Genomic DNA, 23,370 nt, shown 5'->3' on the forward strand with positions numbered 1-23,370 from the left:
ACATTTTGATATAAATAAAAAAGGGTGGAGTTTTTAACTCCACCCTTTTTTATTCTATCCTTTCATTTCTTCAGTCAGTGATCGTAATTCCAACACCATCTTTTGTAGCTCTTCTACAGCAACAATTGCAGCACCCAGAGTCTCTACTCCTTCGTCCGTAATGGTACTAATCTCTGACGAAGCCTTGCTAATCTGCTCAGAAGTTGCAGACTGCTCTTCCGTAGCGGTCGCAATGGCGGTTATCTCACCAAGAGCATCGTCCATCATATTCTTAATAGAGACAAGCAGCTCGCCTGAAGCCTCTGCTTTGGCAGTTCCTTCACCGACAGCAGCAACGGCCTTTTCAAAACCTTCAGCAACGCTCAATGTTGAACTTTGAATACTGCTGACAGCCTCACCAACCTCACGCGTTGCTGTCGTTGTTTTCTCTGCAAGCTTGCGGACTTCATCTGCAACGACGGCAAAGCCTTTACCGGCTTCACCGGCACGAGCCGCTTCAATAGCTGCGTTAAGTGCCAACAAGTTAGTCTGATCAGCAATATCTGAAATTACGCGAATAACATTCCCAATGTCATCAGCATGTTTCCCAAGATCCACCATCTGCTCATTCAATTCTCTGGCTTCATTGTTTACCTTACTAATCGCTTGAATCGTCTCGCTCACTACGGACGTACCTTCATCAACACGATCACTGCAGGCGCCTGTACTTGAGGCCGCATTGCTTGCATTCTTAGCAACTTCCAGAACGGTTGCATTCATTTCTTCGACTGCGACAGCTGTCTCAGATGCCCGTTCCTGCTGAATATGTGCACCACTTGTCGTTTCATTTATCCGAGTAAACAGATTCCCTGCTGCTGACTCCAGCGAAACAGCTACCATATCGACTCTGTTAGCAACTTCGAGAATGGCATTATGCTGTTCCGAAATTCGATGTTCGGTGGCTCGTATTTCGGTTAAATCATAATACAAACCAAAGGCCCCAAGAAGGTTTCCGGAAACATCATAAATAGGTGTCACAGCATAATAAACAGTAAGCTCTTTCCCGTCCAAACGTGTAACAGCTCTTTCTTCGTGAGTTTCTGTGCCTTCGCGTGCGGCCTGCCCCAACACTGTATCTATAGACGCATCTCCATAGAACACGTCGCCTGATGCTTTACCGAGATACTCATCTGTACTTCCACTTCTTCCAAACAACTCAAGAAGTTCTTTGTTCATAAATGAGAAGCAGCCGTTTGTATCCACAACGCCGCACGGAAAGTTTATCCCCTGCAACACACCTTGCGACATACCAAGCTGTTCTTTTAACTCTACGGACATTTTGCGGAGATGCTCAGCCAAAACATTTAGTTCGTGCCGGAAATTACCTTCAAGCTTCGCTTCAAAATCACCGGATGCAATTTCTTTGGAATATTCACCAAGGGATGCCAATGGATTAGCAAAGACCTTCCGGATACCAAACAAAAGAATGATAGAGGCACACAACAGAGTAAACACGCCGATACATGTAATGATAAGCTGCTGTCTGTCAGCAGTGGCCACTAACTCCTTACGAGGAACAGTTGTGCTGATATACCAGCCAGTTTCCTTATTCTTTACAAACCGCTGTAATCTTTCAACGCCTTGATAATTATAGCTAAAGAAGTTTTGACCAGCTGCTTCTGACTGAATAATTTTGTCATAAACAGAAGAATGCTTAAAAATAACCTTTTCATTAGGATGCGCTACAATTGTACCCGAAGCGTCAATTAAATAAGCATATCCCGATTGCCCAAAGGAAACTGGGTCAATATAGCGTTTGCCAAATTCCCCAATATCAGCAAACACAACAACCCCTCCAATAAGCGAATTATCAACAAAATCATATAATCGGGCTCCCATACCAAGAAGACGTTTCCCGATCACATCATTCGAAAGAACTTTCTGCGTTACGTATAGCTCATTTTCTTGATCCAGAAGCATTGATTTCCACAGTGCTGCCGGTTCCGTATTACCATTCAATGAAGGCCCGCTACGAGTAACACCGGAAGTAATTTCACCTTTTTTGTTAAAGACAAAAACAGCTTGAACATCATTATTAAGCTTAAGGATATTCTCCAAAAGCTTACGTCCCTCTTCACCTTCTACCCATGCACTGTTTATAACATCTTCATGACCTGCAAGGTAGACCACTAACGAATGGAGGTTGGCTGTAAACTGTTTTAATGAAGTGTCTGCCAACACTGTTTCTCGATCCATTGCTCCTAACTGAACGTCTTCTACAATTTCACGTGTAGATGAAGAAACGTAAAGAACGATGCAGATAACGGAAATTGAAACGATGAGTAAAACTGTAGCAACAAGCTCAGTAGCAATACTTTTTATACGCACATTAGCCCCCTATTTTCCCGAAAGACAAAGAACCCCAACTGAGAGCCAGTCTCTATGTTAGCAAATCTAAAAACCACAGAGAGCCTTATTCACCACAACAAATTATTGCACAGCCAGAAAGCCGTATTGTTTCTTATCGATCAATAGATGTAAAACTTTAAACAACAAAAGCAATAACCTATACTATAAAAAAATACGCACAGCATCTATTTCTTAAAATAAGCTATGAACTCCTGATTTCCTTTGGGCCCTTTGATGCTTGACGGTACAACACCCAGCAATGTGAGTTTCAACTCATTCACGGCAAAATTTGTTACGTCATCAATAGCCTGTTGATGCAAAGCTGGATCACGGACAACACCTTTGTCCGTCATGCCCGGTCCCAATTCAAACTGCGGCTTAATCAGCATCGCAAGTTCGCCGCCTTCTCGTAACAAAGCCACACAAGGAGGAAGAATAAGCTTCAGAGATATAAAGGAAACATCCCCAACAACAAGATCTACCTGCTCTGGAATAATGGTATCATCAACATTTCGCAAGTTGGTACGCTCAAGATTAATAACGCGGTCATCCTGACGGAGCTTTTCATGCAACTGCCCATATCCAACATCCACAGCATATACTTTTTTTGCACCGTGCTGCAGCAGACAGTCAGAAAAGCCGCCAGTTGACGCACCGGCATCCAGCGCAATTTTCCCTGCAGGGTCAATTCCAAAATGCTCTATAGCAGTGAGCAACTTATAAGCGCCACGACTGACAAAACGCTCTATCCCTTTAACTTCGAAAAGAGATTCCAAATCCATTTTTTGGCCCGGCTTTATCACCGGTTCCGGATTTCCATTACGGATAACGTAAACTTGACCCGCCATAATCAGGCGTTTCGCCTTCTCGCGGCTGTCAGCCAGACCCGCATCAAAAACAAGTTGATCGGCTCGTTCTTTTTTTGCCATGTTATTTGCCTTGACATTGGAGCAAGGGAAGCATACGCACTCCTTGCCGGTTATAATTACAAGATGGCGCAGGACATCTTAGACTGCGACGAGCCTGCTATGTATTTAACCATAGCGTGGTTGGCTCGGTAAAAATTTCTTTGCACCTCGGCAATGTACGAAAAAAATCATTCATCCTGAGGCATGCAGACTAGTTAAATGCATTTTTATGATGCCAGCGCTTATAAACTAAAGCGAACTGTCAACTACATCATCGTTTGTGGAGACTCAATATATTTTTCTTGCCTTCCAAACGCAACTGACGTAAGAAATTCCGTTCTGCATCTTCGTGAGGAGTTTAATATGAAAAAAGATACCCATCCAAAAGTGTTTAAGGCAAAAATTTCTTGTGCATGCGGCTACGAATCCGAAGCACGTTCTACTAAAGGTGAAACAGTAGCTGTTGAGATTTGCTCTCAGTGCCACCCGTTCTACACCGGTAAACAGCGCTTCGTTGATACCGCAGGTCGTATCGATCGTTTCCGCAAGAAATACGCCAATTTCCAGAAATAGCACTTTTCTCGCATTTTTTGAGGCCGTCGCCAGACCGGCGGCGAATCTTCCTCCCCTTAAAGGTTTTCTTTTTGGGGAGGAGTATTCTTTAGCTCGACTGCGAGGAACAGATGACTACTCTCCGCAAAAATTTCCGCTCCGTTTTATCAACCATACTTTCTGCAGCCCGATGTAACGTCGGTGGTCAGGCAGTCATGGAAGGCGTTATGATGCGCAATCAGGATCGTCTAGCTATTGCAGTTCGCAAAGCTGACGGTTCAATTATTGTAGATCAACGCCCATGGTTCACTTTTTCTAAAGCTGATTTTTTTAAGCGTCCTTTCGTACGCGGCTTTCCTATCCTTATAGAAACACTGGTCAATGGCATTAAGGCTCTTAACTTTTCCGCGACACAAGCTGTAGATGCAGAAGAGGAAGAAGAACTTAAGCCGTGGCACCTCACCCTTACACTGATCTGCTCTGTAGGCATTGCATTATTTCTTTTTGTCGTGCTGCCTCACTTGTTCTCCATCGGGATGAACTACTTGGGGATTGGCGGTGATGTAAACGGGCTTTCATTTCAGATATGGGATGGTTTCTTTAAATTCAGCATCTTTTTGGGATACATCATTAGTATCTCATTTATCCCTGATATAAAACGCGTTTTTCAGTACCATGGCGCAGAACATAAAGTTATCTGGGCGTTTGAAGATGGAAAGGCTGTAAGCCCGGGCTCTGCAATTCTTCATAGCAGACTGCACCCACGCTGCGGCACAACGTTCATGCTTTTTGTTCTATCTGTTGCCATTATCCTGCACACAATCCTTGTTCCAATAATGCTTATGATCTGGACACCGGAATCTGCAGTCGTAAAACACAGTTTTATTATCTTTTTTAAGTTATTGCTTATGGCGCCTATCAGCGCATTTGCATATGAACTTATTAAATACAGCGCAAAAATTAATGATACAATCTTAGGCAAAATCCTCAGCGCACCGGGTATGATGCTGCAAATGCTCACTACCCACGAACCAGATTCACAGCAGCTTGAGGTTGCCATTGTTGCACTTAAGGAAGCTCTCGGAAACGAGGCTCCTGACGATATATATACCCCTGAGTATACAGTAGCGGAGAAAGCATAATGTTAGCCAAGTTAGAACATCTTGAGCGCAAATTCGAAGACCTTGAACAGCAGCTCAGCTCTCCTGAAGTATTTGGTGATCAGGAACGCTATCGCAAACTGACTAAGGCTCATTCTGATCTTAAAGACGTTGTTGAAGCATTCCGCAAATACCGCACCATGCAGGAATCTCTTGAAGAAAACAAAGAGCTCATGCATGACAGCGATCCGGAACTTGCTGAAATGGCAAAAGAAGAAGTGAAAGAACTTGAGCGCCAACTTCCAGAAATGGAAGAGCAGCTCACTATCCTTCTACTTCCTAAAGATCCAATGGATGAAAAAAACACCATCCTGGAAATCCGCGCCGGTACCGGCGGTGACGAAGCTGCACTTTTTGCTGGAGACTTATTCCGCATGTATTCCCGCTATGCTGAACGCATTGGCTGGAAAATAGAACTGCTGAGCACAAGCGAAACAGGAACCGGTGGCCTCAAAGAGGTTATCGCACTTGTTAAGGGCGACAAAGTTTACAGCCGCCTCAAGTTCGAATCCGGCATCCACCGCGTGCAGCGCGTACCAGCCACAGAAACTCAGGGTCGAGTTCATACTTCGGCTGCCACAGTAGCAATTATGCCTGAAGCTGAAGAAGTTGACGCAAATATTCGCAATGAAGACCTTCGATTCGACGTTTTCCGTGCTTCCGGCCCTGGTGGTCAGTCCGTTAACACAACTGACTCCGCTATCCGTGTGACACATATTCCAACCGGCCTTGTTGTTTCCTGTCAGGACGAAAAGTCCCAGCACAAAAACAAAGCCAAAGCGCTTAAAATTCTTTCATCCCGCTTGTTGCAGAAAGTGCAGCAGGAACAGCACGATGAACTTGCAGAACAGCGCAAATCACAAGTTGGATCTGGTGACCGTTCCGGTCGTATCCGCACTTACAACTTTGGGCAAGGTCGCTGTACAGATCACCGTATCAACCTGACCTTGTACAAACTTGACGCCATTATGGACGGCGACATTAACGAGTTGATTGACGCTCTTATTACGGCCGATCAGACTGAAAAGCTTAAAGCTCAGGCTGACGCATAAGACACGAGGGCATTATGGCGGTACAAAAACCCGCACAGCTCACTATTCAGACGATACTTACAGCCTTCTCGGGATACCTTTCCGGGAAGGCTGTTGATTCTCCTAGACTCTCGGCTGAACTAGTGCTCCGCAAAATACTAGGCATATCCCGCCTCGACATCCTTATTCACTCCCACCGTGAGGTTTCCCATGAAGCGTACGCTGAGATGGAAAAACTCATCCTGCGGCGCGGAACCGGAGAGCCGGCGGCATACATCATGGGTGAGCGAGAATTTTATGGGAGACCGTTTCAGGTCAATCCACATACCCTTATTCCGCGTCCGGAAACAGAGCATCTTATAGAAGCTGTTCTTGAACGCTTTGCTCACAAAGGGCCATTCCGCTTTGCAGACTTAGGCACAGGAAGTGGATGCATTGCCACAACTATTGCTGCTGAATTGCCAGAGGCATACGGCGTTGCAGTCGACCTTTCAGAAGGGGCACTTGCCACAGCAAAGCAGAATATAAAAGACAACGGAGTTGCCAGCAGAGTTACGTGCATTCGTGCCGATTTCACCACACCGTTGTTCAAAAACAACACATTTGACCTGATTGCCACAAATCCGCCATATGTCAGCCAGTCAGAATATATAAAGCTAGACCCCGAAGTTCAGCAATTTGAACCAGCTTCTGCGTTAGTTCCGGGCACAAGCGGACTTGAACACGGAACACTACTCATAGAGCTTGCCTCCAAGTGGCTTAACCCATCAGGATTCTTCATTATGGAAATGGGCTTCTGGCAAGGCCCTGATTTACTGAAAGAATTTGATAAGAATCCTACAAAATGGGCCGAAACGGCTATCATTAAAGATCTATCCGGTCATGATCGTTTCGTCTGTGGATATAAAGTATAGCACTGTGCTAAAAAGTCACACTGTGCTAAAAGCACACAGTTAGCCGAGGTAGCCTCAGTATAAAAAAACTATTAATTCCAATATAATAAATACAAAAACACCTCTGGCACATTCTTTGCTTATACCATGTTGGAGGGAACTTTTAATGCTACAAAAGACAATTAACAAATCAATCGGATGCTCAGGTGTTGGCGTACACAGTGGTAAAATAGTAAAACTTACATTACACCCTGCCGCTGAAGACACAGGCATCATTTTTCATATACATGGCGAAGACGGCGTAAAGGTTATCGCACCTACACCGCAACTCGTAACTGCTACCCAGCTTGCAACAGTTCTCGGAGTTGGCAACACCTCAGCCGCAACAGTAGAACACCTTCTTGCAGCAATCCACGGAATGCAGATCGACAACATCCGTATCGAAATCCAAGGCGGAGAAGTTCCAATCATGGACGGCTCAGCTGCTTCTTTCATCTTCCTGCTTAAAGATGCCGGACTGCGCAAACAGGCTCGCCCCCGCACAGTGAAACGCATCAAGAAAGAAATCAATTTCGAACGCGATGGCAAACGCATCAGCGCCAAGCCACACAAAGGACTTTCCATCGACTACACCATCGACTTTGCACACCCTCTCATTGGCGTGCAGACGATGTCCGTTGAAGTCACCCCGGAAACATTCGCTACAGACATCGCAAAAGCACGAACTTTCGGTTTCTTCCGCGAAGTTGAATACCTGCGATCTAAAAAGCTCGCTCTTGGCGGTTCCCTTGAGAACGCAATTGTACTTGATGACTACAATGTACTGAATGAAGACGGATTACGCTTCCCCGACGAATTTGTTCGCCATAAGATCCTCGATTTCATTGGTGATATGACCATGCTTGGCGCACCTCTCGAGGGACACTTTGAAGTTTACTGCTCCGGTCACGCGCTGAACAACCAGTTCCTGCGCACAATCGATGAAAACGCAGACATCTACCTTGAAAGTGTCACCGCAGAAGCACCAGCACCGGTAGAAGTTCCTGAAGTTGCTGCTTCCGCAGCAACAGCTGTGGCATAAACAACCTCCTCCCTCTTTTGTATACATGACCGCCCATTGGGCGGTCTTTTTTTTCGCCTTACTATATATAAAGCTACTCACCTCTTCTCACACGTTCTATCACCCCCAGCCCCCTCAATTATATTCACCAGCAAAAGTAAAAAGATATAAAACACCAGCAATCAATATTCGACTATAGTGTGTCCGCACCACCATGCAGCAGTAATTTTTTTTAAAGATCAAATCCACGGCTTATCAAATTATAGTGGACAAATGCCGTAAAAAGAACGAGTGTCGATCCTTGTTGCTCAGGCAACGACTGTCTAAGTGGCTAAAATCTAGAGATTAACTACAGCTTTTGCTTTTTTTCAACTGTCTGTTTTTTTTGCCTTTTTTAAAAAAGACAAAAAAAAGATCTAAAAAAGTGTTTTTTTACTTGCCAAAACGTTGGGGGGTATATAAACACTCTTCTCGTTGCTGGCGTAGCTCAATTGGTAGAGCAGCTGATTTGTAATCAGCAGGTTGCGGGTTCAAGTCCCATCGCCAGCTCCAGAACAGGTGGGGTTCCCGAGTGGCCAAAGGGAACAGACTGTAAATCTGTCGGCGTACGCCTTCGGAGGTTCAAATCCTCCCCCCACCACCAGTTGCTAAGTAGCAGGCTGTAGGAGACTCAAGTCGGAGAACTACGGCGCTTATAAGCGGGAATAGCTCAATTGGTAGAGCATCAGCCTTCCAAGCTGAGGGTTGCGAGTTCGAGTCTCGTTTCCCGCTCCAACTAGCCTGAGTTCTCCCTATAGCTTTTTGAATAAGAGAAGCTCTCATAGCTCAGTAGGTAGAGCGCATCCTTGGTAAGGATGAGGTCAGCAGTTCAATTCTGCTTGAGAGCTCCATTAATTATTTTCGGATAACCGAGAAAATTCATTGCCAGGGAGATTTACTCATGGGTAAACAAAAATTTGAACGTAGTAAGCCGCATGTAAACATCGGCACCATTGGTCACATTGACCACGGTAAAACCACTCTCACCGCAGCTATCACTAAAATTGCTGCACTCAAAATGGGCGGCGTTGCTGTAGCTTTTGACGAAATCGACAAAGCTCCAGAAGAAAAAGAACGCGGTATCACCATTGCAACTGCTCACGTTGAGTACGAAACTGACAGCCGTCACTACGCTCACGTTGACTGCCCAGGTCACGCAGACTACATCAAAAACATGATCACCGGTGCCGCTCAGATGGACGGTGGTATCCTCGTTGTTGCAGCTACTGACGGTCCTATGCCTCAGACTCGTGAGCACATCCTGCTCGCTCGTCAGGTTGGTGTACCTTCCCTCGTTGTATTCATGAACAAATGCGACATGGTAGACGACGAAGAACTGCTTGAACTCGTTGAAATGGAAGTTCGTGAACTTCTTTCTTCTTACGATTTCCCAGGTGACGACATTCCTGTAATTCGTGGTTCTGCACTTAAAGCACTCGAAGCAGATTCTGCTGACGATGCTGATGCAGCTCCAATCCTCGAACTCCTCGATGCTTGTGACTCTTACATTCCTGAGCCACAGCGTGATATCGACAAACCTTTCCTTCTTCCTATCGAAGACGTGTTCTCCATCTCCGGTCGTGGTACAGTAGTAACTGGCCGTGTTGAACGTGGTGTTATCACTGTTGGTGAAGAAGTAGAAATCGTTGGTATCAAAGATACTCAGAAAACTACTTGTACCGGCGTTGAAATGTTCCGTAAACTTCTCGACCGTGGTGAAGCTGGCGATAACGTTGGTCTTCTTATCCGTGGTATTAAACGTGATGAAGTTGAACGTGGTCAGGTTCTTTGTAAACCTGGTTCCATCAACCCACACACCAAGTTTAAAGCAGAAGTATACGTACTTTCTAAAGATGAAGGCGGACGTCACACTCCATTCTTCACTGGTTACCGCCCTCAGTTCTACTTCCGTACAACTGACATCACCGGCGTAATCGCTCTTGACGAAGGCGTTGAAATGGTAATGCCAGGCGATAACGCTGTATTCAACGTAGAACTCATTCACCCAATCGCTATGGAAACTGGTCTCCGCTTCGCTATCCGCGAAGGTGGCCGTACCGTAGGTGCAGGTGTTGTATCTGAGATCGTGGAGTAATTCATGCGCGTTAATATCCAGCTCGCTTGCACAGAGTGCAAACGACGCAATTACGCGACCGTAAAGAATAAGAAGACCACTACTGGTCGTGTTGAATTGAACAAGTATTGTCCTTGGGACAAGAAACACACTCTTCATCGCGAAACTAAGTAGTTGTTATAAAAACGCAGGGGTGTAGCTCCAACGGCTAGAGCGCCGGTCTCCAAAACCGGATGTTGCGGGTTCGAATCCCTCCACCCCTGCCATTTTCTTCTTCCTTCTTTCACGGCGAGGCGACAATGGCAAAAAAGCACTCCAAAAAAGCTGAAGCGAAAGCTAGCGAAGCTAACAAAGCAACTCAGCTTAAAGAGTTCTTCGAAGAGTCCCAGGTCGAAATTAAAAAAGTAGTCTGGCCCTCCCGAAAAGAGACAGTGACAACCAGCATCGCAGTGCTGGCTCTTGTTGTTGTCATGTCTCTATTTCTAGGCTTTGTAGATTTAGGTCTTACAAAGCTTGTAGAATACATTCTTTCCTAAACGGATATTCCTATGACCGAGGAACAAGCACCCGTAAGAAAAGCTCGTTGGTACATTATCCACACCTACTCAGGTTTTGAGCAGCGTGTTGAGCAGACCATCTCTCAGATGATCCGCACCGGCGAAGCACAAGGTGAAATTGAGGAAGTTGTTGTACCTACTGAGAAAGTGGTAGAACTTGTAAAAGGTGAAAAACGCACCTCTACTCGTAAGTTTTACCCAGGTTATGTTATGGTCAAAATGATCATGACTGATCTCTCTTGGCATCTTATTTCCAACATTCAGCGGGTAACTGGCTTCATCGGCGGCAAAAACCGCCCTACCCCTATGCGGGATTCAGAAGCAGCACGTATCCTCTCTATGATGGAAGCTCGTCAGGAACAGCCTCGTCCTAAGTTCAACTTTGAACGCGGTGATGAAGTACGCGTTATTGATGGACCGTTCGGCGGTTTCAACGGCGTCGTGGAAGATGTAAACTACGACAAGGGTAAGCTCAGAGTATCCGTATCTATTTTCGGCAGACAAACACCTGTCGAGCTGGACTTTGTTCAGGTAGATAAGGGATAAACAAGCACAATAAAGCACCTATCGCCACGCAAGTGGCGTTTGCTATAGAGGTATAGTGGTATGGCTAAAAAAGAAATTGCAAAAATTAAGCTTCAGATTCCTGCTGGTGCGGCGAACCCGTCTCCTCCAGTAGGTCCTGCTCTTGGTCAGCACGGCCTGAATATCATGGAGTTCTGTAAAGCGTTCAACGCTAAGACCATGGATCAGAAAGGCATGATCATTCCTGTAATCATTACTGTATTCCAGGATCGTTCATTCACTTTCATCACCAAAACTCCACCTGCATCTGTGCTGCTTATCAAAGCTGCAAAAGTTGCTAAAGGTTCTGGCGAGCCAAACCGTAACAAAGTTGGTTCCGTTACCGATGCACAGATCGAAGAAATTGCTACACTCAAAATGCCTGACCTTAACGCAGCAGATATTGATGCAGCTAAAAAGATCATCGCAGGTACTGCTCGCTCCATGGGCATTGATGTTAAATAGCATTCTGTAAATCAGTTGGACTGCCGTTCGCCGTGCATAACGCCCGGCTCTTTTTATCTTAGATCGAGCGGCAGGAGATTAACACAGAGAAGAAAAAGGATATTACTATGCCTAAGCATGGGAAAAAATACCGTAAGGCAGCTGAAGGCCTTGAGCTTACCGCTCGCTTTGCAGTTGAAGAAGCGATGGCTAAAGTAGTTGATTCTGCTTTTGCAAAATTTGATGAAACTGTTGACGTTGCTATCAACCTCGGCGTTGATCCTAAATACTCTGACCAGATGGTTCGTGGCGCATGCTCACTTCCACACGGTCTTGGTAAAGACGTGCGCGTAGCAGTATTCTGTAAAGGCGAAAAACAGGCTGAAGCTCGCGAAGCTGGCGCTGAAATCGTTGGTGCAGAAGATCTCGTAGCAGAAGTTAAAGCTGGTAACCTCAACTTTGACAAAGCTGTTGCAACTCCTGACGTTATGGCTCTCGTAGGTCAGATTGGTCGCGTACTCGGCCCTCGTGGTCTTATGCCTAACGCAAAAACTGGTACTGTTACTTTTGACGTAGCAAACGCAGTTAAAGAAATGAAAGCCGGCCGTGTTGAATTTAAAGTAGACAAAGCTGGTGTTCTTCACGCTCCTATCGGTAAGGTTTCCTTCGGCGCTGAAAAGCTCATGGATAACCTTAAAACCGTTCTTGAGAACGTGAACCGTCTCAAGCCATCATCCGCTAAAGGTGCTTACATGAAGGCTCTGTCCCTCTCCAGCACCATGGGTCCTGGCTACAAAGTAGACCCTACCCTTATTCGCAAGTTCATCGAAGGTTAATTCTTCGGTATCATATTTGAGTTGGAGCGAAGCATTAGTTTCGCTCCAGCTTTTTGGCAGAGGACTGGAATTCTGAGTCGAAGACAGTAGGCATTTATAAGTCCTACCGAGACAATTTGGCTTGGTTTTCCATTGGCAAATCCCCCTTAGTCTAAGGAGACTGAACGTGAACAGGTCTGAAAAAGCCGCCATTATTGAGCGCCTGAAAGAAAAAGCAGAAGGTGCTTCTATTGCGGTTGTGACTGACTTCAAGGGCTTGCCGGTGGAAGAGATGACCGTGCTCAGAAGTGACCTTCGCAATGCAGATGGTGAATACCATGTTGTGAAGAATACTCTGGCTCGCATCGCAGTCACCGGTGGTGATCATGAAGTTCTCGCTGATACATTCAAAGAGAACACTGGTATCGCCCTTGGTTTCGAAGATCCCGTTGCAGTTGCTAAGGCTGTCGTTGATTTCGCTAAGAAGAGCAAACACCTCGTTGTTAAGCATGCTTCTCTTGAAGGCAAGCTTCTCACCGAAGCTCAGCTTGGTGAACTCGCAAAGCTCCCTGGCAAGCAGCAGTTGCTTGGTATGGCGCTTGGCACAATGAACGCCGTTCCAACAAACTTCGTTGGCCTTTTCGCCAACATTCTGCGCAACTTCCTCTACGCTCTGAATGCTATCAGAGATCAGAAAGAAGCTGCATAAGCAGAACTTGTATTAATTAAACAATATTAAGCCAAAATTATTTTAGGAGACTACCATGTCCGTGACCAAAGAACAGGTTGTAGAATTTATCTCTAACATGACCGTACTCGAACTTTCTGAATTCATCAAAGAACTCGAAGAAACCTTTGGCGTTTCCGCTGCAGCTCCAGTAGCAGCAGTAGCAGCAGCACCTGCAGAAGGTGGCGCAGCAGCTGAAGAAAAAACCGAATTTGATGTTATCCTCAAAGCTGCTGGCGGCAACAAAATTGCTGTTATTAAAGCAGTTCGCGCTCTCACCGGTCTTGGCCTCAAAGAAGCTAAAGAAGCTGTAGATAGCGCTCCTAAAGCTCTCAAAGAAGCAGTATCTAAAGAAGATGCTGAAGCTGCTAAGAAAGCTCTTGAAGAAGCAGGCGCAGAAGTAGAAGTTAAATAATTCTACTTTTTACTGCTGAAGCAAATTCAGGCGCGGGCGGGAATTTATTTCCGTCCGCGTTTTATTAGCTCTGATGTACAGGGGAAGATCAAAAAAAAGCTTGCACAAAATCTAGTAGTGAACTAGATTACGCATTTGGTCGACTTGTCTTTGTTACGTAACGCTAATTAACAATTGGGCGACACGTTGCTGACCATTTCCGAACGTTTACCATCCAGAATTTTTTCACTTAATACAGAACATGACCGAGCGGACATGTTCTGCTTGCTGCTGCTGAATTTGCATGCCTTCAGCAACACCTACCCGCTGCCCAGTCTTTTCGGACACCTAAGTCCACCGGGCGCCCTTTTTCGCATGCTTATGTATCCGTTTCGGAGATAATCCGCCGACTTTGGTTAAGCAAACGCGCCATTTTCCGATGCTTCTTAGCCGCAGTGGCATCATCTTTGGCAAACCGTCTCTTTTGAGGTGTAAATATGAGCCAACTTTATAAAAAATTTGGTAAAATCGAAGTAACGCTTCCTATCCCGCATCTTCTCAACTTGCAGGTAGACTCCTACAAGAAGTTTTTGCAGGAAGGACGTACTGACCGACTGCCTGACGAAGGTCTTGAAGGTGTATTCCGTTCTGTCTTCCCTATTGAAGACTTTAACCGCACTGCAAGCCTTGAGTATGTTCGCTACGATATCAGTGAACCAAAATACGACCAAGCAGAATGCATTGCAAAAGGTCTTACCTACGAAGCTCCAATCCGCATTACCGTGCGTCTTGTTGTATATGATGTAGATGAAGAGACCGAAAACCGCACCATCCGTGATATTAAAGAACAGGATATCTACTTTGGTACCCTGCCATTAATGACCGAGAAAGGTACTTTTATTGTCAATGGTACCGAACGAGTTATCGTTAACCAGTTGCAGCGTTCTCCTGGCATCATCTTTGAGCATGATTCAGGTAAAACGCACTCCAGCCGTAAAGTACTTTATAGCTGTCGCATTATCCCGATGCGTGGTTCCTGGCTCGACTTTGACTTCGATCATAAAGATATTTTGTACGTACGAATTGACCGTCGTCGCAAAATGCCTGCCACAATTCTCTTTAAAGCAATGGGTATGTCACGAGCTGATATCCTCGATTGCTTCTACGAAAAAGAGTACTTCCGCCTTGAAGACGGCAAAGTGATGTGGGAAGTGCACAAAGACATGTACCGCAAAGAAATTGCGTACGTGGATCTTGGCGATGGTGAAAAAGTATTCGTAAAGCAAGGCAAACCAATTACCAAGCGTACTTGGCGTCAGCTTCTTGAGGCTGGTATCGAGACAATTGAAGTTGCTCCTGATACACTTACCGGTCTTTTCCTTGCCGAAGATCTTGTTGATGAAAACACTGGTGAAGTTCTTGCTGATGCAGCAGATGAACTTACCGAAGATACCGTAGAACGCATTCGTGAAGCTGGTGTTAAGCGCCTGCCTGTTCTTCACACTCGCGGTGCTGACGTATCCTCTTCCATGCGTGACACTCTTCTTCTTGATAAAACAGAAGACTCTGAGTCCGCCCGTGTTGAAATATATCGTCGTCTGCGTCCAAGTTCTCCTCCAACTCCGGAAATCGCAAGTACATTCTTCGAAAACCTTTTCCGCAGCGGAGACTACTACGACTTATCTCCAGTAGGTCGTTATAAAATGAACCAGCGCCTCGATCTCGATCGCGAGAACGACATGCGCACTTTATCAGACAACGATATTTTCACAGCAATTAAGATTCTGTGTAACTTGAAAGACTCTCACGGCCCAGCAGACGATATCGACCATCTCGGTAACCGTCGCGTACGTCCGGTAGGTGAACTGGTAGAAAACCAGTACCGTATCGGTCTCGTACGTATGGAACGTGCTATCAAAGAACGCATGAGCCTGCAGGAAGTCGCGACTCTTATGCCGCATGACCTCATCAACCCAAAACCGGTTGCTGCAGTGCTTAAAGAGTTCTTCGGTACTTCCCAGCTTTCTCAGTTTATGGACCAGACTAACGCGTTATCCGAGGTTACTCACAAACGTCGTCTGTCTGCACTTGGACCTGGCGGTCTGACCCGTGAACGCGCAGGCTTTGAAGTTCGAGACGTACATACTTCTCACTACGGCCGAATCTGCCCAATTGAGACTCCAGAGGGTCCAAACATTGGTCTGATCGTGTCATTGACTACATACTCCAAAGTTAACGATTTCGGTTTCATTGAAACTCCGTACCGTGTAGTTAAAGACTCACGCGTTACTGATGAAGTTATCTACATGGATGCTACCACTGAACAGGGTCATGTTGTTGCTCAGGCAAACGCAGAACTCGCAGATGATGGCAGCTTTGTGAATGAATTTGTTACCACTCGTTACCTTGGCGACGTTCTCATGTCTCCACGTGAAGATGTTACCCTTATGGACATCTCACCAAGCCAGATGGTTTCCATCTCTGCTGCGCTGATTCCGTTCCTCGAACACGATGATGCGAACCGCGCACTTATGGGTTCTAACATGCAGCGTCAGGCAGTTCCACTGCTCCGCTGTAATAAACCTATTGTTGGAACCGGCATGGAAGGCCCTGTTGCACAGGACTCCGGAGCATGTATTATCGCTGAAGCCGACGGCATTGTCCGCTTTGCTGATGCAGACCGCATCGTTGTATCATACTTTAACGGCCTCTACCCTGAGTCTGGCGGAGTACGCAGCTACGATCTGCAAAAGCATCACAAATCTAACCAGAGCTCTTGCTTTGGTCAGAAACCAACCTGTCATCCTAACCAGCAAGTTACTCGCGGTACTATTCTCGCTGACGGCCCTGGTATTGAAGATGGCGAACTGGCACTGGGTAAAAACCTCGTAGTAGCGTTTATGCCTTGGTGTGGTTACAACTTCGAGGACTCCATCCTCATCTCCGAACGTACGGTTAAAGAAGATGTCTTTACCTCCGTACACATTGAAGAGTTTGAAGTTGTTGCTCGTGACACCAAGCTTGGACCTGAAGAAATTACCCGTGATATTCCGAACGTAAGCGAAGAAATGCTCCGCAACCTTGATGGCAGCGGTATTATTCGCATCGGTGCAAACGTATGCCCGGACGATATCCTCGTAGGTAAAATTACTCCTAAAGGTGAGACTCAGCTCTCCCCTGAAGAGAAACTCCTCCGTGCGATCTTCGGTGACAAAGCACGTGACGTTAAGAACACCTCCCTGAAAGTTCCTCCTGGAATCGAAGGTACTGTAATTGACGTTAAAGTGTTTAACCGTCGTTCCGGTGAAAAAGACGAACGCACTAAAAATATTGAAGATTACGAACTTGCTAAGCTCGATCGTAAAGAACAGAGCCACATTGCTGCACTCACTATGTCTACCATGACTAAAGTTGTGGAAGAAGCAGAAGGTAAACAGCTTGCTTACAACATCCCAGGTAAGCGTAAAGGCGAAGTTCTTGCTGAAGCAGGTCACGTAGTAACAGCTGAAATTCTTAATGAAATACCAGTTAAGAAACTTTCAGGTCTGTTTAAGTCTAAAGAAGTAAACGAAGCCATTGAGCACATCATTGAAGAATATGATAAGCAGGTTTCCTTTATTAAAAATATCTACGACACCAAGCGTGATAAAGTGTCTGAAGGCGACGATCTGCCTCCAGGCGTGCTTAAGATGGTTAAATGCTACATCGCAGTTAAGCGTAAGCTTAGCGTAGGTGACAAAATGGCTGGCCGTCACGGTAACAAAGGTGTTGTTTCCCAGATTCTGCCAATTGAGGACATGCCGTTCTTTGCAGATGGTTCTACTGTAGACATCGTACTTAACCCACTGGGTGTACCGTCTCGTATGAACATCGGTCAGATCATGGAAACACACTTAGGTTGGGGCGCACTCAAACTTGGTGAACAGCTTGCAGCACTTCTTGAAACCGGAGAACATCTCAAAGATGTTCGCGCCCGAGTTAAAGAAGTATACAAGTGTAAGACTATCAACCGCATGGTTGACGAAATGGATGATGATGAATTCACCCAAGCAGTTCGTCGACTGAGCACCGGTATCGTTACTAAGACTCCGGTATTTGATGGTGCACGTGAAGAAGAAATCTGGTCATGGATTGCCGATGCAGGCATGCCGGATGACGGTAAGAACGTACTGTTCGACGGCCGTACTGGTGATCAGTTTGAGAACCGCGTAACTACAGGTGTTATGTACATCCTGAAACTGCACCACTTGGTTGATGAAAAAATCCACGCCCGTTCAACTGGTCCTTACTCACTCGTTACGCAGCAGCCACTGGGCGGTAAAGCTCAGTTTGGTGGTCAGCGTCTTGGTGAGATGGAAGTTTGGGCACTGGAAGCGCATGGTGCAGCTTACATGTTGCAGGAATTCCTGACCGTTAAGTCCGATGACGTAACTGGTCGTGTAAAAATGTACGAGAAGATCGTAAAGGGTGACAACTTCCTTGAAGCTGGCATGCCTGAGTCCTTCAACGTACTTATTAAGGAATTGATGTCCCTCGGTTTGGACATCACTCTGCATCAGGAAGAGGAACAAAAAGGTCCGCGCACCTTCCTTGCTGACTAAATAGAACGGGTTTGCCTTGTAAGCCAAGGCAAACCCGATTTTAGGATACTGTTACAGTTCCCAAAACCCGCATGACAACCTTTATGGGTGGGGTAACAACTATGACTTTAGATGATCTTTTCTCTGCACGAAGCAATACAGCTCAGGCTGCAGATATTCACAATTTGAAGGCTATTCAGATCTCAATTGCTGCTCCGGAAGCAATTCGTGAGTGGTCTTTCGGTGAAGTTAAAAAGCCAGAAACCATTAACTACCGTACGTTCAAACCAGAACGCGACGGTCTTTTCTGTGCGAAGATCTTCGGCCCAGTAAAAGATTACGAGTGTAACTGCGGAAAATACAAACGCATGAAGCACCGCGGCATTGTCTGCGAAAAGTGTGGCGTTGAAGTAATTGCTTCCAAAGTTCGTCGTGAACGTATGGGTCACATTGAGCTTGCTGCTCCTGTTGCACATATCTGGTTCCTGAAGACTCTGCCTTCCAAGATCGGTACACTGCTCGACATGACCATGTCTGATCTTGAAAAAGTATTGTACTTTGACTCTTTTGTTGTTCTTGATCCGGGTCAGACTTCCCTTGCCAAGAATCAGGTTATCTCTGAAGACCATTACTTCCAGGTAATCGACCACTACGGCGAAGACGCAATCGTAGTAGGCATGGGTGCAGAAGCTATTCGCGGTCTCATTGAAGAGCTCAATCTTGAGACTCTGCGCCATGAGTTACGTGAAGAATCTCAGACTACCCGTTCTCAGACCAAAAAGAAAAAACTTACAAAACGACTAAAGATTGTTGAGGCTTTTCTTGAGTCCAACAACCGTCCTGAATGGATGATTATGGAAGTTGTTCCGGTAATTCCACCAGAACTTCGCCCACTCGTTCCTCTGGATGGCGGACGTTTCGCAACATCCGACCTCAACGACCTTTACCGTCGTGTTATTAACCGTAACAACCGCCTGAAGCGTTTGATGGAACTCGGTGCTCCTGAGATCATCATCCGTAACGAAAAACGTATGCTTCAGGAATCTGTTGACGCACTCTTCGACAACGGTCGCCGCGGTCGCGCAATTACCGGTACTAATGGTCGCCCACTCAAGTCCTTGTCAGATATGATCAAGGGTAAACAGGGTCGTTTCCGTCAGAACCTTCTCGGTAAGCGTGTTGACTACTCCGGTCGTTCCGTAATTGTTGTAGGTCCAAGCCTTAAGCTGCACCAATGTGGTCTCCCTAAAAAGATGGCCCTTGAGCTCTTTAAGCCGTTTATCTACTCCAAACTTGAAGAAAGAAATCTCGCCTCTACTATTAAGAGCGCGAAGAAAATGGTTGAGCGTGAAGAACTGGTCGTTTGGGACATCCTTGAAGAAGTTGTACGCGAATATCCAATTCTCCTTAACCGTGCGCCGACACTTCACCGTCTTGGTATTCAGGCATTTGAACCTACCCTCGTTGAAGGTAAGGCTATTCGCCTGCACCCACTCGTTTGTTCCGCATACAACGCTGACTTCGATGGTGACCAGATGGCTGTGCACGTACCTCTTTCTGTTGAAGCACAGATCGAAGCACGCGTACTTATGATGTCTACAAACAACATTCTTTCTCCAGCTAACGGTTCTCCAGTTATCGTTCCTTCTCAGGATATCGTTCTCGGTCTGTACTACATGACCGTCGAACGTTCTTTCGAGAAAGGCGAAGGCATGGAATTCTGCGGCCGCTGGGAAGTTATCTCTGCATATGACCACGGACAGATTTCTCTGCACGCCCGCATCAAGGTTCGTCTTGATGATGGACGCATTGTTGAAACTACCCCTGGTCGCGTAATCGTTTCTCAAATTCTGCCGGAAGGCATGGACTTTAACCGAGCTAACGAAGTTATGACCAAGAAAAACATTGGTAAACTCGTAAGCTCTGCATACCGCGAATGCGGCATTAAAGCCTCTGTTCTTCTCTGTGACCGTCTCAAAAACTTAGGTTATGAGTTCGGTACCCGCGCTGGTGTTACCATTGCGGTTAAAGACCTTGAGATCCCGGATAGCAAAAAAGGCATTCTGGAAAAATCTCAATCAGAAGTTGACGAAATTGAACGCCAGTACCGTGAAGGTATTATTACCCGCACCGAAAAATACAACAAAATCGTTGATGTTTGGACTAAGACTACTCAGGACGTGTCCAACGAAATGATGAAGCACATCTCACGTGATATCATCAAAGACGAGAAGACTGGAAAAGAAGAGTCTAACCTCTCCTTTAACTCCATCTTCATGATGTCCAACTCCGGTGCTCGAGGTAACCAGGATCAGATGCGTCAGCTCGCAGGTATGCGTGGTCTGATGGCGAAACCGTCCGGTGAAATTATTGAAACACCAATTACATCTTCATTCCGTGAAGGTCTTTCCGTGCTTCAGTACTTCACCTCCACTCACGGTGCTCGTAAAGGTCTTGCGGATACCGCGCTTAAAACCGCGAACTCCGGTTACCTTACCCGTCGTCTTGTTGACGTTGTTCAGGACGTTATCATTGGCGAACATGATTGTGGTACTGTTGACGGCCTTGAGCTCGGTCACCTCGTTATTGGTGGTGAGATCAAAATGCGTCTTTCAGAACGTGCAATCGGCCGTGTTGTTCTCTATCCGGTTCTTGATCCAATTACCAAAGAAGAGATTATTCCGGCAAACGGCCTCATCAACGAAGAACGCGCACAGCTTCTCGATGATCGCGGCGTAAACTCCATCACCATCCGCTCTGCACTCACCTGTTCTTCCGAACACGGTATTTGTGCTTTATGTTATGGTCGTGACCTTGCTCGCGGTCGTCTCGTAAACTGCGGTGAGACTGTAGGTATTATTGCTGCACAGTCAATTGGTGAACCTGGTACTCAGCTGACAATGCGTACCTTCCACATTGGTGGTACCGCATCTACCCAAATTGAGAAATCCAGCATTGAAGCTCAGCACACAGGTCGCGTTGTGACCTCCCGTGTTAAAGCTGTTACAAATAAAAATGGTTACCAACTTGTACTTGGTAAATCAGGTCAGGTTTCCATCGTTGATGAACAGGGTCGTGAACGCGAAAAATACATCCTTCCTAACGGTTCCCGCTTGAACGTAACCGATGGTCAGGAAGTAACCAAGGGCGATGTTATCGCTGATTGGGATCCATTCAACGAACCATTCGTTTCTGAAGTTCCTGGTACAGTTAAGTTTACCGATATTATCGATGGCAAAACTTTCCAGGAAACAACTGACCTTGCGACTCAGATGGCAACACGTACCATTATTGAGTACCGTACAACCAACTTGAAACCGTCCATCTCCATCTGTGATGAAAACGGTGAGCCTAAATTCCGTGGCGATACTTCCATCCCTGCGGTTTACCAGCTCCCTGTTGGCGCGATTATCATGATTCAGGATGGTCAGGAGCTTGAAGCGGGTGATGTTATCGCTCGTAAACCTCGTGAAACATCCAAGACTAAAGATATCGTAGGTGGTCTTCCACGAGTTGCGGAACTCTTTGAGGTTCGCAAACCTAAAGACCTTGCAGTGGTTACCGAAATCGATGGTATCGTATCCTACGCAGGTGAAACCAAAGGTAAGCGTAAGCTTATGGTTACACCTGAGGTTGGCGAAGCTAAAGAATACCTCGTACCAAAAGGTAAGCATATCACCGTTACCGAAGGTGACTTCGTTGAAGCGGGTGAACAGCTTACTGAAGGTCAGCCGGAACTGCATGATATCCTTCGCATTAAGGGCGAGAAATTCCTCGCTAACTACTTGTGTGAAGAGATTCAGGAAGTTTACCGCTTCCAGGGTGTAGGTATTGACGATAAGCACATTGAGATTATCGTTCGCCAGATGCTTAAGAAGGTATCCGTGCTTGATCCGGGCGAAACCAGCTTCCTCGTTGGTGAACAGGTGGACAAGCAGGAATTCCGCGATGAAAACAGAAAAGCTGTTGCTGAAGGTCGTATGCCAGCTAATGCAGAACCTCTGGTTCTCGGTATTACTCAGGCATCCCTTACAACATCTTCCTTCATCTCTGCGGCTTCCTTCCAGGAAACTACAAAGGTTCTCACCGAAGCATCCCTGCGCGGTAAACGCGACAGATTGCGCGGTCTCAAAGAGAACGTTATCGTTGGTCGTCTCATTCCGGCTGGTTCCGGTTACCGCGACTTCGTTTCCGCAAACATCGAAGTTCCTATGCAGGAAGAACGCGCCGACAAGTTCCTCGATGAACTCGACGAGCCTGTTTATCCTGTAAACGCATAAGCGTTTATTCGTATTCAAAGCCCCCGCATCTATTGCTGCGGGGGCTTTTTTTATTGATAATTCTTTTTGTCATTTGACTCTCAATACAAGTCGTGGTTTTCTAATAATACATGCGCATTCCACTTCAAATTTCAGGAGACTTCATGGCTGAAAAATTCACGCAAACATTAACTCGTAATGACCTTCCTGCGTTTTTAAGAAAACTGGCTGATGCCTGTGAATTTGCTCCAGAGTATGATTTTCCTGACTGTACTAAAGCAAAAAAAATTCGTCTCGCTATAAAAGATGAGTATGGACAACTGACGGTAAAGCTAAAAGTAAGTGCCTACGCTGATGAGTGTGAACTCTGCGGAAATTGTGAATGTGAAAGCAAAAGCACAGAAGGTCTACCGCCATACAGCCGTCTAAAAAAGCGTATGGCAACAAGCTTCAAAGTTATATTCAAATCTCTGCACCAGAATTCCATTCCGCCCGAAGAAGCCGTGCATGACTTTATTACTGATTCCAGACTGATGACAAAATATCCGGGGAACGGTGACCAGTTATATGCTGAGTATAATAAACTCACTGATACTCTCGAAGAAGCATGGCAACAGAACAACCTACAAAAGTTTCATGAAACGGTAGATGCCCTGAACCACATGAAAACGGAATGCCACCATAACTTTAAATAGAATATGAATAATTGCGACCACAGTAAGACAGTAACAGCTTATAAAAAAACTCACTGCATCATATTCCTCTGACTCTCTTACTCATGTAATGAGAAAAAACAGTCTGTTATATGTACTTAACATTAGGGCTATACAATTTGACACCCAACGCCTATATACCAGCCCATAATGGTAAACCCATTTTTACGCGGCGTGGCTATTTGGCTACACCCTTTCAGAAAACAATCTTA

The 23,370-nt window shown here is 45.9% G+C and carries 18 protein-coding genes and 5 tRNA genes; 21 read left to right on the forward strand and 2 right to left on the reverse strand.

From position 1 onward, the window contains the following. Positions 1–54 precede the first annotated feature (54 nt). Positions 55–2,367, reverse strand: coding sequence for a methyl-accepting chemotaxis protein (locus tag F461_RS0107925; protein ID WP_020000622.1), 2,313 nt, complete (start codon positions 2,365–2,367; stop codon positions 55–57). Positions 2,368–2,573: 206 nt separating this feature from the next. Then, on the reverse strand, positions 2,574–3,317 hold the full coding sequence (locus tag F461_RS0107930; RefSeq protein ID WP_020000623.1) for a TlyA family RNA methyltransferase: 744 nt from the start codon (positions 3,315–3,317) through the stop codon (positions 2,574–2,576). Between the two features lie 342 nt (positions 3,318–3,659). Here F461_RS0107930 and rpmE point away from each other — a divergent pair, with 342 nt between their 5' ends. The 21 genes from rpmE (at position 3,660) to F461_RS18625 (ending at position 23,140) form a co-directional block, all read left to right on the forward strand. Then, entirely contained in the window at positions 3,660–3,869 is a 210-nt protein-coding gene (gene rpmE, locus F461_RS0107935) for a 50S ribosomal protein L31 (RefSeq protein ID WP_020000624.1), read from the forward strand. A 110-nt stretch (positions 3,870–3,979) separates the two neighbouring features. After that, positions 3,980–4,990, forward strand: coding sequence for a DUF1385 domain-containing protein (locus F461_RS0107940; protein WP_020000625.1), 1,011 nt, complete (start codon positions 3,980–3,982; stop codon positions 4,988–4,990). Continuing rightward, positions 4,990–6,060, forward strand: a complete 1,071-nt coding sequence (gene prfA / locus F461_RS0107945; protein ID WP_020000626.1) for a peptide chain release factor 1 — start codon at positions 4,990–4,992, stop codon at positions 6,058–6,060. Before F461_RS0107940 ends, prfA begins: the two co-directional genes overlap by 1 nt. 14 nt (positions 6,061–6,074) lie before the next feature. Next, positions 6,075–6,953, forward strand: a complete 879-nt coding sequence (prmC, locus tag F461_RS0107950) for a peptide chain release factor N(5)-glutamine methyltransferase (protein ID WP_020000627.1) — start codon at positions 6,075–6,077, stop codon at positions 6,951–6,953. Between the two features lie 145 nt (positions 6,954–7,098). Continuing rightward, the gene (gene lpxC / locus F461_RS0107955) at positions 7,099–8,013 is read left to right on the forward strand and encodes a UDP-3-O-acyl-N-acetylglucosamine deacetylase (RefSeq protein ID WP_020000628.1); all 915 of its coding nucleotides are present in this window, start codon (positions 7,099–7,101) and stop codon (positions 8,011–8,013) included. A 455-nt stretch (positions 8,014–8,468) separates the two neighbouring features. Then, positions 8,469–8,544 (forward strand) — tRNA-Thr (locus tag F461_RS0107960). Between the two features lie 5 nt (positions 8,545–8,549). Further along, positions 8,550–8,635, forward strand: a tRNA-Tyr gene (locus tag F461_RS0107965). 55 nt (positions 8,636–8,690) lie between these two features. Next, a tRNA-Gly gene (locus tag F461_RS0107970) sits at positions 8,691–8,766 on the forward strand. Between the two features lie 40 nt (positions 8,767–8,806). Beyond that, positions 8,807–8,882, forward strand: a tRNA-Thr gene (locus F461_RS0107975). Between the two features lie 50 nt (positions 8,883–8,932). Continuing rightward, a complete protein-coding gene (gene tuf, locus F461_RS0107980; protein WP_020000629.1) occupies positions 8,933–10,126 on the forward strand; it encodes an elongation factor Tu in 1,194 nt (397 codons plus the stop codon). Between the two features lie 3 nt (positions 10,127–10,129). Beyond that, positions 10,130–10,279 (forward strand): 50S ribosomal protein L33, encoded by a 150-nt coding sequence (gene rpmG, locus F461_RS17460; RefSeq protein ID WP_020000630.1) that lies wholly within the window; start codon positions 10,130–10,132, stop codon positions 10,277–10,279. Between the two features lie 15 nt (positions 10,280–10,294). Continuing rightward, positions 10,295–10,371 (forward strand) — tRNA-Trp (locus tag F461_RS0107985). Positions 10,372–10,404: 33 nt separating this feature from the next. Next, positions 10,405–10,641, forward strand: coding sequence for a preprotein translocase subunit SecE (gene secE / locus F461_RS0107990; RefSeq protein ID WP_026364691.1), 237 nt, complete (start codon positions 10,405–10,407; stop codon positions 10,639–10,641). Between the two features lie 12 nt (positions 10,642–10,653). Beyond that, positions 10,654–11,208 (forward strand): transcription termination/antitermination protein NusG, encoded by a 555-nt coding sequence (gene nusG, locus F461_RS0107995; protein ID WP_020000631.1) that lies wholly within the window; start codon positions 10,654–10,656, stop codon positions 11,206–11,208. 60 nt (positions 11,209–11,268) lie between these two features. After that, a complete protein-coding gene (gene rplK, locus F461_RS0108000; RefSeq protein WP_020000632.1) occupies positions 11,269–11,691 on the forward strand; it encodes a 50S ribosomal protein L11 in 423 nt (140 codons plus the stop codon). A 107-nt stretch (positions 11,692–11,798) separates the two neighbouring features. After that, positions 11,799–12,506: a 50S ribosomal protein L1 gene (gene rplA / locus F461_RS0108005; protein ID WP_020000633.1), complete on the forward strand. Its 708-nt coding sequence runs from the start codon at positions 11,799–11,801 to the stop codon at positions 12,504–12,506. A gap of 166 nt (positions 12,507–12,672) precedes the next feature. Next, a complete protein-coding gene (gene rplJ / locus F461_RS0108010; protein ID WP_020000634.1) occupies positions 12,673–13,194 on the forward strand; it encodes a 50S ribosomal protein L10 in 522 nt (173 codons plus the stop codon). 55 nt (positions 13,195–13,249) lie between these two features. Then, on the forward strand, positions 13,250–13,627 hold the full coding sequence (gene rplL / locus F461_RS0108015) for a 50S ribosomal protein L7/L12 (RefSeq protein WP_020000635.1): 378 nt from the start codon (positions 13,250–13,252) through the stop codon (positions 13,625–13,627). Positions 13,628–14,103: 476 nt separating this feature from the next. After that, the gene (rpoB, locus tag F461_RS0108025; RefSeq protein ID WP_020000637.1) at positions 14,104–18,207 is read left to right on the forward strand and encodes a DNA-directed RNA polymerase subunit beta; all 4,104 of its coding nucleotides are present in this window, start codon (positions 14,104–14,106) and stop codon (positions 18,205–18,207) included. Between the two features lie 101 nt (positions 18,208–18,308). Next, complete coding sequence (rpoC, locus tag F461_RS0108030) at positions 18,309–22,466, forward strand: DNA-directed RNA polymerase subunit beta' (RefSeq protein ID WP_026364692.1); 4,158 nt, start codon at positions 18,309–18,311, stop codon at positions 22,464–22,466. Positions 22,467–22,609: 143 nt separating this feature from the next. Next, the gene (locus F461_RS18625; RefSeq protein WP_020000639.1) at positions 22,610–23,140 is read left to right on the forward strand and encodes a GAK system XXXCH domain-containing protein; all 531 of its coding nucleotides are present in this window, start codon (positions 22,610–22,612) and stop codon (positions 23,138–23,140) included. Positions 23,141–23,370 lie beyond the last annotated feature (230 nt).

It is taken from the genome of Halodesulfovibrio aestuarii DSM 17919 = ATCC 29578 (genome assembly GCF_000384815.1).
Lineage (GTDB): Bacteria > Desulfobacterota > Desulfovibrionia > Desulfovibrionales > Desulfovibrionaceae > Halodesulfovibrio > Halodesulfovibrio aestuarii.